Below are 14,614 nucleotides of genomic sequence, written 5' to 3' on the forward strand. Positions count from 1 at the left end.
CGGCCGGCAGCGTGGTGGCGACGGCAGGCAGCACACTGGCCACGGTGGTCGGAGCCGGCGCGACCTTGAACGTCGACGGCAGCTTCGGTTGTGGCGCCGCCAACGACACGATGAGCGTGTCGGGCACCGTGTCCGGCAGCGGCACCATCGACCTGTGCGGCGGCGAAGACGTGCTGACCCTCGGCGACGGCGCCGTGCTCAACGCGGTCATCAGCGGCGGCGGACACGGCACCGGCGACACGGTAGTGCTCGACAACGCCAACGCCTTCAGCTTCGATGCCGGCAACACGATCAACTTCGAGTTCCTGCAGAAGGACAACGCCGGCGAAGCCACGCTGACCGGCACCCAGAGCTTCAGTGGCGGCACCAAGCTCAACGGCGGCATTCTGAGCGTGGCCGGAACCCTGCATACGCCAACCTTGGCGATGGCCGACGGCACCACGCTCGCGATCGACGGCCGCGTGCAAGGCATGGCCGCAGGCCAGACCGTGTTGACCGGCAGCGCCGGCGTCAACACGGTCGAAGTGGCCGCTGGCGCGAGCTTGCTCGCCTCCGGCGACCTCGGCGACGGCGACGACGTGTTCGACCTGGCCGGCACGCTCGACACCGGCAGCGGCACGTTCGCGCTCGGTGCCGGCGACGACCGCTTCATCGTCCACGAAACCACCGCAGCGATCGGCACGGTCGAAGGCGGCCTCGGCAACGACACGCTCGAGGCAAATATCGGAGGCGGCTTCAACGTGCCGCTGGGCAGCATGCTGGGCTTCGAATCGCTGGCTAAGTCCGGTGCCGGTGCGTTGCAGATCAACGGGCCTTCGCAGTTCATCGACGTCGAGGTGATTGGTGGCCTGCTCGAAGTCACCGCCAGCGGCAGCGTGGCAGCGCAGAACACTACGGTAGCCGCCGGCGCGACCCTGAAGGCCACCGGCCTCTACAGCGGCACCGCCGACAATGACAGCTTCGCGTCGTCGGGCACGGTGATCGGCAACTTCGAATTCGGCGCCGGCAACGACAGCGTCGATTTCCGCGGCGGCGACTTGAGCGGCCTGGTCCGCTTCGACGGCGGCGCCGGCGGCGAGGATCGGGTGAACTTCCACGGCATGACCCTGGACCAGAGCGATGTGAGCCCGCTAGTGAACTGGGAGCGCGTGGATCTCCTCACCGGCACGCAACTGACCTTGACCGCGCCGCTGAACTTGGCCGGCGGCTTGCTGTCGATCGACGGCACCTCGGAACTGATCGGCATGAGCGGCGCCAGCCTCACCGGCAATTTGTCCAACTCGGGTTTCATCCGGGTCGGCAGCGCCCGCTTCGGCATCAGCGGCAACTACACCGGTGGCGGCGCGCTGGCGCTGACGGTATCGCCGGGCAATCAGAGCTCGGGCGGTTTGGACATCGGCGGCGACGTCATCGGCAGCACCGCGGTGACCTTCCTCGGCGACGGCAGCGAGACCCCGCAACAGCCGGCCTCGATCCGGGTGATTTCGGCGCCGAACGACAACGCAGCGACCGCAGGCAGCTTCATTTCCGCCGGCGCGAGCGACGGCGTGGTGCGCTTGAACGGCAGCGTGTTTCCATGGACCTTCGACCGCCAGGGCGATGGCTGGTATCTCAACACCGAAGCCAGCGACATCCTGCCGGAAATCGGCGGCTACGCCGTGCTGCCGAGCATCGGCGCCGCGCTGATCCAGGAGAATAACCGCCTGCTGTTCGAACGCATGGCCGGCGTGCGCGGCGACACCCCGCGCTGCGGTTCGCACGAAGACGAAATGGAACACGCCTATTGGTCGCTGGAAGGGGACTGCCACGGTTTCTGGGTGGCTGCCACCGGCAGCGAACTGGAGATGGGCGCCAACCCAGGCTTCGCTTTCAGCGGCGACACACTCGGCTTGTACGTCGGCGTCGATGCGCAGTTACAGGATCGCGAGACCCGCACCCTGCGCGGCGGCTTGTTCGTCGCGTTCCAGCACGGCAACTACTGGGCCAGCGGCACCAACTCGACCGACCTGCAAGGCATCGGAGAAGCCAACGTGCGCGTCGATACGCCGATGGTCGGCATGTACGGCAGCGTCAGTTGGAAGAATGGCACCTACCTCGACATGACCCTGGTCGGCCAATTGCCGGAAGCTGACATCACCGTCGCCGATGGCTTCAAGGAAGAGATCGGCGGCAACAGCCTGACCGCAAGCGCGCAGCTCGGCCATCGCTTTCACTTGAGCAACGGCTGGACCGTCGAACCGCAAGTCAACCTGAGCGCGAGCGCGATGCAGTGGGAAGACAAGCTCGACGCCAGCGGCAAGCAACTGGTGATGGACGACGACCTGCTGGGCACCGCACGAGTGGCGGTTCGTGCCGACAAGCTGTTCGAGACCGCGGGCGGTGCGCGAGTGCGGCCGTGGGCGACGCTCGGCGTACAGGACACCCTCGGCGAGAAAGACAACGCCCTGGTCGTCATGCCGCCCGGTGCCGCCGGACAGGCGCAGTCGTTCCCGAACCACGAACTGGGCCTGATGGCGACCCTCGACGTCGGCGTGGAAGCCGAGTTGAACGAATCGGTCAGCCTGTTCGGCGTGTTGTCCTACGGGGAAAGCCTGGAGGGCAGCGACATCAAGCAGCGCCAGGCTAACCTGGGTATCAGAATTCGTTGGTAAACGAAGGGCGGCCGGCACCTGACGGTCCGGCCGCCCGCTGGCAAGGCCTGAGATTCTGCCGACCGCACCGCCATCGGCGATGCCTAGGACCGACAGGATGCCAAGCGTCCGCACGATCAGACAGTGATAAGACCTTGGCCGACTGCGCCAGCGAGCGGCCGAGCAGCGAAACCCGACGCAATCCAGGTTGTGCCGAAGTCGGCGCTGTCCACGGCGGGTTTTCCCCAATGGCACCGTGGCCAATTTCTACAGGCACCCCCGATGCATCGACCCTAAGATTTTTCCCAATTTCGAAACATCCGGCCCCTCTTAAAATGCGATACACAGCACAAATCCTAGTGCGCCGGAGGCGGGGGATGTCCGCGCAACTGTCCGAGCGCTCCGAAGTGGCGGGGCACTATCCCGACAAAATCGGGCGGGCGGCGTGCATGTTCTATCGCGAGGTCGCGGCGAACCTGAAACGGTTGGAGGGCGTCGCCGCGGCCAACGGATGGCAGCCCGTCAGCGAGCTGTCGCAGCGCATCCGCATCGACGCGCTGCTGAGCCACACCTAAGATTTCGAGCACTGAAACAACATCGAGGTTCCAGCTGGTATGGAGACCGATGAAGGGGGCGGCATGAATCGAACTCTCTGCGCCATCAGCTTGCGGCGTGGGCAGGTTCACTATCGGATGTTCACTGAAACTAACGTTTTCTCACTGCGACGATGGCCTCGCGTGCAAGGCGCGTGACGATCGTCGGCGCTTTTCCGATCCTTGTTGGCTAAGTGCGGTTCGATGCCCCGAATCCGCTTGCGATTTCGCTATTTTCGGGTGTAGAAGTCTCGTCGACATCAGTCGATAGCGCTTGCCCGAACAGGGGCGGTCGGCGTCATCGCAGTGCCTCGCATCGTGCCGCTGCTCGCCGCCCGTTCCGATTCCACGCCGCTGCTTTGTTCGTTTCGCGAAGGCTTTCTCCAGCGCATCGCCACATCTGGCCGTACTTGGCCGCACTTCGCCGATTTCCTGCACTCGACCGTGCCAGCTTCATCCAATCATCGATTTATTCGTATCTGAAATACGGTCACTGACGTAGCCGACGGCGCCTCGTCCGTCACGCGTTCGCGAGTCACACGGAGAACAACATGAACCGCATTTTCCGCATCCTCTGGTCGCATGCGCTCAACGCGTGGGTGGTCGTTTCGGAACTCGCCACCAGCCGTGGCAAGAGCGGGGGAGGGGTCGATAAGCGCGGCCGCGTACACGAGCGGGTGCTTGATCGCGACCAGGTCGAAGGTTCGCCCCCTGAGCGCGCGTGGCCGTTGCAGTTGGCCGTGTTCGCGGTGTTGCTGTCGCTGTTTGCGCCGGCACAGGCGGCGAATCGGTTCTGGGATGTCAACGGCACCGCGGTGGGGCGCGGCGGAACCGGTATCTGGAACACCACCAGTCCGTTCTGGAGTCCCAATGGCGATGGCGTGAGCGGGCCTTACAGCGCCTGGAACAACGCCGCACTGGATGACGCGTTCTTTGGTGGCACCGCCGGCACGGTGACCTTGGGCGTACCGATTACCGTGCACAACCTCACCTTCGAGACCACCGGTTACACGCTCAGCGGTAGCACCCTGACCCTGGGGGGCGTCGCGCCCACCATCACCACTAACGCGGGCGTCGGCGCGACGATCAACTCCGTCATCGCCGGCACGGCCGGCCTGGCCAAGGCCGGTAGCGGCGACTTGACGCTCAATGGCGCGAACACCTTCAGTGGCGGCATCAACGTCGGCGCCGGACGTCTCTTCGTCAACGGCGACGCTGCGCTGGGCGTCGCCGGCAACGGCATCACCATGGCTAATGGCACCTGGCTGTCCAGTACCGGCGCGCTGAATGCCAGCCGCGTGGTGACCCTCACCAGTGGATCGGTCGTCATCGGCGGCAGCGTCGGCGCCGCGCGCTACACCGGCGCCGGCGGCCTCAACCTGCAGAACGGCGTCGCGCTGACCAACAACGCCAATGACTACACCGGGCAAACGGTGGTCGGCACCAACGCTACTGTTTTCTTCAGTTCCATCGCTAATGTAAACGGAGGGGCCAGTGCACTGGGTGCGCCGACGACGGTGGCCAACGGCACGATCGTTCTGAACCCTTCGGACAGCGGCATTAACGCGGTCTATACCGGCAGCGGCTCCAGCTCCGACCGTAACTGGCAAGTGTTCTCGCGTTTTTTCGGCAATAGCGGAATCACCAATTCGGGCACGGGCACCCTCACGCTGACCGGCAACATCTTAGGTCAGTACCAGAACGGCGCCTTCGCTGCGCGCGGCACTTTCTTCAGCGCGCAAAGCGCGGACCTGGTGTTGTCGGGCGTCATCAGCGGCGGCCAACCTCTTTTCACTCTGACTGGCGGCGGCACGAACCGTACGATCACGCTGGGCGGGGCCAATACTTACACTGCTACCACCACCAGCATCGGCAACGTGACGGTTTCGGCGAGCACGCTGGCCAATACCGGCGTCGCCAGTTCGCTTGGCTCGAGTGGTGGTATCGGCATCACCAATGGCGTGCTCAGCTACACCGGTGCCGGCGCCAGCAGTAACCGCGCCTGGGGGCTCAACAACGGCACGATCAACAGCGATGGCAGCGGTGCGTTGTCGCTCAGCGGGACCCTGGGGCTCACCAATACCGGCACCCTCGGCGGCAGCTTCGTCGGAGCCGACAACTTCTTCACCGGCGTCATGTCCGGTGCCGGCGGCTTGGCCAAGAGCGGCGCGTCCACCTGGGTGATCAACGGCGTCAACACCTATACCGGCAGCACCACCGTCAACGGCGGCACTCTGCGCGCAGGCAATACGAGCGCGTTCGGCGCCAGCAGTGGCGCCGTGATCAATGGCGGCACGCTGGACCTCAACGATCTCAACATCACTCTGCCGTCGCTGGCCGGTACAGGCGGCAGCGTCGACATCGGTACGGGCACGCTGACCCTCAACGGGGCCGCGGCCACCAACACCAGTTATGCCGGCAACATCACCGGCAGCGGCGGCCTCACCAAGGAGGGCGCCAGCACCCAGACTCTAACCGGAACCAACACCTATACCGGTGCGACTACGATTAACGGCGGCACGCTGCGGCTGGACTTCGCCGGGGCGGGCGGGCCCGCCAGCAACATCATCTCCAGCGCCTCGACCCTGACCATGGGCGGCGGCACGCTCAATGCGGTCGGCGCGGCCGGCGAGGCCAATACCCAGGCCTTCAACGGTTTGAATGTCGTCGCCGGCAATAACACCATCGGTGCGACCTCCGGCGCCGGCGGCAGCATGACCGTCAACCTTGGCGCCATCACCCGCACCGGCGGACTGATCAACTTCAATCTGCCGGGCAGCGGCAACATCACCACCACCAACACCCTCCTGGGCGGTTGGGCCACGGTCAACGGCACCGACTACGCCAAGGTGGTCGGCGGCAATATCCTTGCCTTCACCGATGCCGACTACACCGACAAGGACGACGCGTCGCTCTGGTTGACCGGCGAATTCATTTCCGACAGCGATGCCGATGCCGACAGTTTTTTCGGCACGGTCGGCAGCAGCGTCCAACTCGGTGGCCTGCAGTTCACCACGCCGGACGCGACTACCACCGTCACGGTCGCCGGCGGTCAGACATTGGGCATCGATGGGACGATCATCGTCGCCCCGTCGGTCCTGGCCAACAACCAGACGATCACCGGCGGCTCGCTCACCGGCATGGCCGGCGGCGGCACGCTCGGCATCCAGCAGAACGGCACCGGCAACTTCACCATCGCCTCGCAGATCGTCGACAACGGCGGCAGCATCGGTTTCACCAAGGCCGGTACCGGGCTGGTCACGCTGAGCAATACCAACAACACCTACAGCGGCGGCACCACCGTGTCGCAGGGCATCCTGTCGGTTGCCAGCATCGCCAACGGCGGCGCGGCGAGCAGCATCGGCGCTTCGTCCGCGGCGGCGTCCAACCTGGTATTGGAAGGCAGCACACTGCGCTATACCGGCGGCTCCACCAGCAGCGACCGCGGCTTCACCCTCGCCAAGTCCGGCGCGATCCTCGGCAGCGGTATCGAAGTCACCAACGCTGCAGCCAACCTCGGTTTCAGCGGCCTGGTCACCAGCACCGACGGTGCCAACTTCACCAAGACCGGCGCCGGCACCTTGACCCTCAGCAACGCCGGCAATGACTACACCGGCATCACACGCGTCGACGGCGGCACCTTGTCGGTCACCACGTTGGCCAACGGCGGGCTGGTCAGCAGCATCGGCGCTTCGAGCAATGCCTCGAGCAATCTCGTCCTCAACAACGGCACGCTGATGTATACGGGGGGGACGACCAGCACCGACCGCGGCTTCACCGTCGGTAACCTTGCCGCGGGCGGCGGCAGCGGCGGCGTCGACGTCAGCAATGCAGCGACCACGCTGACCGTGAGCGGCACGGTGGTGGGCGATGACGGTTTGCGCAAGGAAGGTCCAGGCACCCTGGTGTTGTCCGGCACCAATACCTACGGAAACGGCACCACCGTCAATGCAGGCACGCTGCGGGCCGGTTCCACGCAGGCCTTCGGCGCCACCACCAACAACCTGGTCGTGGCGACCGGAGCGACGACGGATCTCGCCGGTTTCAACAACACCATCGGGGCGCTCGGAGGCGGCGGCAACGTGACCCTGGGCTCGGCCACGCTGACCTCCATCGGCAGCGCGGGCACGTTTACCGGGACCATCAGCGGCACCGGCGGCTTCATACGGGGCGGCGGGTACGGCGCGACGCAACAGATCATGAGCGGCTGCAACAACACCTATACCGGTGTCACTAATATCAACGGCGGCCAGATCACCACCGATTGCCTGGCCAACGGCGGCCTCGCCAGCGGTATCGGCGCTTCCTCCAACGTCTCGTCCAATCTTCTGTTCAACACCGCCATCCTCAAGTACACCGGCGGCAACATCAGCATCGACCGCGGATTCACTGCACAAAGCGGTCCGGCCGCGATCGAGGTGGCCAATGCGGCCACCACTCTGGCATTCAGCGGCACCGTCGTGGGCGGCGGTTACGTGCGCAAGGATGGCCCCGGCACCCTGTTGTTGTCCGGTAACAACACCTATACGGGCGGCACCCAAGTCACCGGCGGCATCCTGCGCGCCGGGTCGGCCACGGCCTTCGGCACCGGTCATTTGGACATGCTCAATACCGCCGGCGCGCTGCTGGATCTCAACGGTTTCAACACCACGTTCGCCTGGCTGCACGGCGGCGGTGCTGTAGGCGGCAACATCAGCCTGGGCGCGCAGACCCTGACGCTGAGCAGCGGCAATAATGCCGCAGGCATCGTCTACGCCGGCGCGATCAGCGGCAGCGGCAATCTCGTGAAGAACGGCGCGCAGATCCAGCGCCTGTCCGGTTGCAATAGTAGCTATACCGGCTCAACGACAATCAATGCCGGCACTTTGAGCGTCGACTGTCTGAGCAACGGCGGCAGCAACAGCGCGATCGGCGCCAGCAGTTCGGCTGCCGCTAATCTCGTCATCGGCGGCGGCGCCACTCTCGGTTACACCGGCGCAGCCACCAGCAGCGACCGTCTGTTCACGCTGGGTGTCGGTGGCGGTACGTTGGATGCATCGGGCACCGGCGCGCTGAATATGACCAACACCGGCGTCATCGCGCTGGCGGGCACCAATGCCGCGCGCACGTTCACTCTCACCGGCGTCAACACCGCCGACAACACCTTCTCGGCGCAGCTCGACAACAACGGCACCGGCGCCACCTCGCTGACCAAGACCGGCATCGGCACCTGGATCCTGACCAACAACAACAGCAGCTATACCGGCATCACCACCATCAGCGGCGGCGTGCTCGGCGTCAGTCAGTTGGCCAATGGCGGTGCGGCCAGCGGTATCGGCGCGTCCTCGAGTGCGGCGTCGAACCTGGTGATCGGCAACGGCTCCACCTTGCGCTACACCGGCGCGGGCGACAGCACCGACCGCCTGTTTACCCTGGCGTCGGGCGTGACCTTCATCGAGTCGTCGGGCACGGGCGCGGTCGACTTCACCAACACCGGCACGATCGGGTTGGCGAATCCGAACGTGGCGCGCACCATCGCGCTGGGCGGCACCAATACCGGCAACAACACCCTGGCCGGCATCATCGGCAACGCCGGTACCGGCATCACCACGCTGGCCAAGAACGACAGCGGCACCTGGGCGCTGACCGGCAACAACACCTACACCGGCAACACCGTCGTCAACAACGGCAACCTGATGATCGGTAACGGCGGCACGTCGGGCAATCTGGGCACCGGCAACGTGATCGTCGACTCGCCGACGTCCACGCTGTCGATGAACCGCAGCGACACGGTCGTCTTCAACGCCATCATGAGCGGCCCCGGTACCTTCGCCCAGGTCGGCACGGGCACCACCACGCTGACCGCGAACAACAGCATCGGCGCCACCACCGTCAGTGCCGGCACCTTGGACGTCAACGGCATCCTCAACACCGCCACCGTTGCGATGAGCGGCACCTCCACCCTGAACGTCGACGGCACCGTACAGGCCGCCGGCGCCGCGCCGGCGCTGCTCAGCGGCGATGCCGGTGCGAGCACGATCAACGTCAACAGCGGCGGAATCCTGCGAGCCAACGGCGATCTCGGCGATGGCAGCGATGCGGTCAACCTCACCGGCACCCTGGATACCGGAGCTGCGGTGTTGAACCTCGGTGCCGGCGACGACACCCTGACCTTGAACGATGGCGCTGCGATCGTCGGTGCGGGCGTCGATGCCGGTGCCGGCAGCGCCGACAACCTGGTGGTCAACAATGCCTTGCCGCTGACCTTCGGCGGCACCGGCGTCGCCGGTTTCGAACGCCTGACCAAACAGAATATCGGCGTGCTGACCCTTACCGGAGGCCAAAGCTACAGCGCCGGCACCGCGATCGACGGCGGTACCTTGGACGTGGACGGCGCCCTCGACACCTCCGCCGTGTCGATGGCCGACGGAACTATTCTGAACATCGACGGCAGCGTGCAGGCCGCCGGCCCCGCGCCGACCGCGCTCACAGGCAGCGCCGGCATCAACACCATCGCGGTCAATGCCGGCGCCAGCCTCGCCGCCAACGGCGACCTCGGCGACGGTAGCGACACGCTGACCTTGGCCGGCGCCTTGAACACCGGCGCTGCCGCGCTGAGCCTGGGCGCCGGCAGCGATACGCTGACCTTGAACGACGGCGCGACGATCGGCGGCATCGGCGTCGACGGCGGCAGCGGCGCCAACGACCAATTGGTGCTCGACAATGCCTCGCCCCTGAGCTTCGACGGCGGCACCACCGCCGGCTTCGAAAGCCTGCTCAAGCAGAACAGCGGCATCGCCAGCATGACCGGCACTCAGAGCTTCAGCGCCGGCACCACCATCGCCGGCGGCGTGCTCGACGTCGACGGCAGCCTGACCACGCCGACCATCGCCTTAGCCGACGACACCGCCCTGAGCGTCGACGGCAGTGTGCAGGCGGGCGTCGGCACTGCGGCAACGATCACCGGCAGCGCCGGCACCAACTTCGTATTCGTGGGTCCCGGCGGCAGCTTGTTGGCGAACGGAGATCTCGGCGACGGCGCCGATGTCGTCGACGTGGCCGGCACCCTGGACACCGGCGGCGGCACCTTAGCGCTCGGTGCCGGCGACGACACTCTGACCATCCACGACGGCACTACGATTACCGGCACGATCTCCGCCGGCATCGGCAACGACACCTTCAATACCGACATCGCCACCAGCGCCGATCTCGGCGCGGTGCAGGGCTTCGAGACTCTGAGCAAGACCGGCGTCGGCACGCTCAACATCAACGGCCCGGCGAGTTCGGACTTCACCACCATCGACGTCGCGGCCGGCACCTTGAACGTGACGCCGAGCGGCAGCGTGGTCCCGGCGCCGGGCAATACCCTGACCACGACCGTGGCCACTGGCGCGACGCTCAACGTCGACGGCAGTTACGGTTGCGGCGCCGACAACGACAGCATGACGGTCTCCGGCACGGTGTCGGGCAGCGGCACCATCGACTTGTGCGGCGGCGACGACACCTTGACCCTCAAAGACGGCTCGCTGCTCAGCGCTGCGATCAGCGGCGGCACCGGTACCGGCGACAGCGTGGTGCTCGACAACCTCAATGCGATGATCTTCGACGCCGGCAACACGGCCAACTTCGAGTTGCTGCAAAAGAACAACGTCGGCGAGGCGACCCTGGTCGGAACCCAGAGCTTCAGCGGCGGCACCACCATCGATGGCGGCACCCTTCGGGTGGCCGGCGCCCTGGAAACGCCGACCTTGAGCCTGGCCGACGGCACCGCACTCAACGTCGACGGCAGCGTGCAGGCAGGCGTCGGCACGGCGGTGGCGATCACCGGCAGCACCGGTGCCAACGCAGTGACCGTGAGCGCCGGCGGCAGCCTGCTGGCGAATGGCGACCTGGGCGACGGCAGCGACCTGCTCGATGTGGCCGGCACCCTCGACACAGGCTTCGGCAGCTTCAATCTCGGCGCCGGCGACGACACCCTGACCATCCACGACGGCACCAACATCATCGGCACGGTCATAGCCGGGGCCGGCAACGACACCTTCAACACCGATATCGCGACCAGTGCCAACCTCGGCGCGGTGCAGGGCTTCGAAACCTTGAGCAAGACCGGTGTGGGCACGCTCAACGTCAACGGCCCGGCGAGCTCGGACTTCACCACCGTCAACGTGGTGGCCGGCAGTGTGAACGTGACCGCCGGCGGCAGCGTCGTCGCAGCAGTGGGCAACACCTTGACCACCACCGTGGCCAGCGGCGCAACGCTGAACGTGGACGGCAGCTACAGCGGCGGCGCACTGGCCGACAGTTTCACCGTGTCGGGTACGGTCAGCGGCAGCGGCGCCATTGGCCTGGCGGGCGGCGACGATACGCTCACGCTCAACGACGGTGCGGTGTTGAACAACGTCATCGACGGCGGCGGTCATGGGGCCGGCGATACGGTGGTGTTGAACAACGCCGCCGCGCTGAGTTTCGATGGCGGCGATACGGTCAACTTCGAATTCCTGCGCAAGGACAATGTCGGCGAGGCGACCCTGACCGGGGCGCAGAGCTTCAGCGGCGGCACCACCCTCAACGGCGGCACGCTGAGCGTGGCCGGCGCCCTGGAAACGCCGACCGTGGCCTTGGCCGACGGCACCGTGCTCAATGTCGGCGGCAGCCTGCAAGCGGCAGGCGGCACCACCGCGACGCTGACCGGCAGCGCCGGCGTCAACACCGTCAACGTGGCCGCGGGTGCGAGCCTGCTCGCCAGCGGCGATCTGGGCGACGGCAGCGATCTGCTCGACGTGTCCGGCACCTTGGACACCGGCGCGGGCATTCTCGACCTGGGCGCCGGCGACGACAGCCTGGCCATCCACGACGGCACCAATATCGTCGGCACAGTCGCGGGCGGGGTCGGGATCGACAATGTCAACGCCAACATCGCGCTGAGCGCCGACCTGGGAGCGGTGCAAGGCTTCGAGACCCTAAGCAAGACCGGTGTCGGCACGCTCAATATCAACGGCCCGGCGAGTTCGGACTTCATCACGGTCGACGTGCTGGCCGGCACCTTGAACGTCGCCGCGACAGGCGCCGTGGTCGCGCAGAACACCACGATCGCCAGCGGCAGTACCTTGCAAGTGGACGGCAGCTATAGCGGCACCTCCGGCAGCGACAGCTTCATCGTGGCCGGTACGGTGGCTGGCGCCGGCACCCTCGATCTGCTCGACGGCGACGACAGTTTCACCATCCAGGACGGCGCCGACCTGTCCGGATTGGCCAACGCGGTCGACGGCGGCGCGGGCACCGACACCTTCATCGCCGATCTCGCCGGCAGCGCGACCTTGGGCGGTGCGATCAACTTCGAGACCCTGACCAAGACCAACACCGGCACCTTGAACGTCGACGGCCCGGCGGCATCGGCCTTCACCACCGTCAACGTCAACGGCGGCACCCTCGACATCGGCGCGGCCGGCAGCATCGACGGTGCAGTCACCAGCACGGTCGCCAGCGGCGCCACCTTGAACGTCGACGGCAGTTACACCGGCTCGGCCGGCGCCGACACCATGAACGTATCCGGCACCGTCGCCGGCAGCGGCACCATCGACCTGGCGGCGGGCGACGACACGCTCACGCTCAACGACGGCGCACTGCTCAACAACGTCATCGACGGCGGCGGTCACGGCACCGGCGATACGGTGGTACTCAACAACGCCGGTGCGCTGAGCTTCGATGCCGGCAATACGGTCAACTTCGAATTCCTGCAGAAGGACAACGCAGGCACCGCGACCCTGACCGGGGCGCAGAGCTTCAGCGGCGGTACCACCCTCAACGGCGGCACGCTGACTGTGGCCGGCGCCCTGGAAACGCCGACCGTGGCCTTGGCCGATGGCACCGTGCTCAATGTCGGCGGCAGCCTGCAGGCCGCTGGCGGCACCACGGCGGCCCTGACCGGCAGCGCTGGCGCCAACACCGTCAACGTGGCCGCCGGCGCGAGCCTGTTCGCCACCGGCAATCTGGGCGACGGCAGCGATATCCTGGATGTGAGCGGTACTCTCGACACGCAGGGTGGCGTCTTCGACCTGGGCGCCGGCGACGACACCCTGACCATCCACGACGGCACCAACCTCATCGGCACGGTCGCGGCCGGGGTCGGCAACGACACCTTCAACACCGACATCGCGACCATCGCCAACCTCGGCGCAGTGCAAGGCTTCGAGACACTGAGCAAGACCGGCGTCGGCACGCTCAACATCAATGGCCCGGCGAGTTCGGACTTCACCACCGTCAACGTCGCGGCGGGCACCTTGAACGTGACCGCGGGCGGCAGCGTGGCCGCGCAGACCACCACGGTCGCCGCCGGCAGCACCTTGCAAATGGACGGTAGCTATACCGGCACCACCGGTAACGACAGCTTCACCGTGGCCGGTACGGTGGCCGGCGCCGGTACCCTCGATCTGCTCGACGGCGACGACAGCTTCACCATCCAGGATGGCGCCGACCTGTCCGGGCTGGCCAATGCGATTGATGGCGGCGCGGGCACCGACACCTTCATCGCCGATCTCGCCGGCAGCGCGACCCTGGGCGGCGCAATCAACTTCGAGACCCTGACCAAGACCAACACCGGCACCTTGAGCGTCGACGGCCCGGCGGCATCGGCCTTCACCACCGTCAACGTCAACGGCGGCACCCTCGACATCGGCGCGGCCGGCAGCATCGACGGTGCAGTCACCAGCACGGTCGCCAGCGGCGCCACCTTGAACGTCGACGGCAGTTACACCGGCTCGGCCGGCGCCGACACCATGAACGTGTCCGGCACTGTCGCCGGCAGCGGCACCATCGACCTGGCGGCGGGCGACGACACGCTCACGCTCAACGACGGCGCACTGCTCAACAACGTCATCGACGGCGGCGGTCACGGCACCGGCGATACGGTGGTACTCAACAACGCCGGTGCGCTGAGCTTCGATGCCGGCAATACGGTCAACTTCGAATTCCTGCAGAAGGACAACGCAGGCATCGCGACCCTGACCGGCACCCAAAGCTTCAGCGGCGGCGCCACCCTCAACGGCGGCGAGCTCGCGGTCGCCGGCGCGCTGAGCACGCCGACCGTGGCGATGAACGACGACACCACATTGACCGTCGACGGCAGCCTGGACGCAGGGGCGGGCATCGCCGCCGCGATTACCGGCAGCGCCGGCGCCAACACGGTGACCGTCAACGGTTCGGCTTTGGCCAACGGCGATCTCGGCGCCGGCGAGGACGTGCTCGACGTAGTCGGTACGCTCGACACGGTCGGCGGTACCTTCGCGCTGGGCGACGGCGACGACAGCTTCGTCGTCCACGACGGCACCACCGTGCTCGGCACCATCGACGGCGGCGCCGGCCTGGATACGCGCGTCTACGACATCAACCTGAGCGCCAACCTGGGCTCGCTGG

General features: G+C 66.5%; 4 protein-coding genes. All 4 read left to right on the forward strand.

Annotated elements, in window-relative coordinates:
• Nucleotides 1–2,651: autotransporter domain-containing protein (locus LC490_RS24000; protein ID WP_223621871.1), on the forward strand; the 2,651-nt coding region annotated here is incomplete at its 5' end.
• 356 nt (nt 2,652–3,007) lie between these two features.
• Nucleotides 3,008–3,205 carry a hypothetical protein gene (locus tag LC490_RS24005; protein WP_223621872.1) on the forward strand — a complete coding sequence of 66 codons (198 nt, stop codon included), beginning with the start codon at nt 3,008–3,010 and terminating at the stop codon, nt 3,203–3,205.
• A gap of 324 nt (nt 3,206–3,529) precedes the next feature.
• Nucleotides 3,530–3,706, forward strand: coding sequence for a hypothetical protein (locus LC490_RS24010; protein WP_223621873.1), 177 nt, complete (start codon nt 3,530–3,532; stop codon nt 3,704–3,706).
• Between the two features lie 68 nt (nt 3,707–3,774).
• Nucleotides 3,775–14,614: autotransporter-associated beta strand repeat-containing protein (locus tag LC490_RS24015; RefSeq protein ID WP_223621874.1), on the forward strand; the 10,840-nt coding region annotated here is incomplete at its 3' end.

This window comes from Lysobacter sp. ESA13C (assembly GCF_019970005.1).
GTDB lineage: Bacteria > Pseudomonadota > Gammaproteobacteria > Xanthomonadales > Xanthomonadaceae > Lysobacter > Lysobacter antibioticus_B.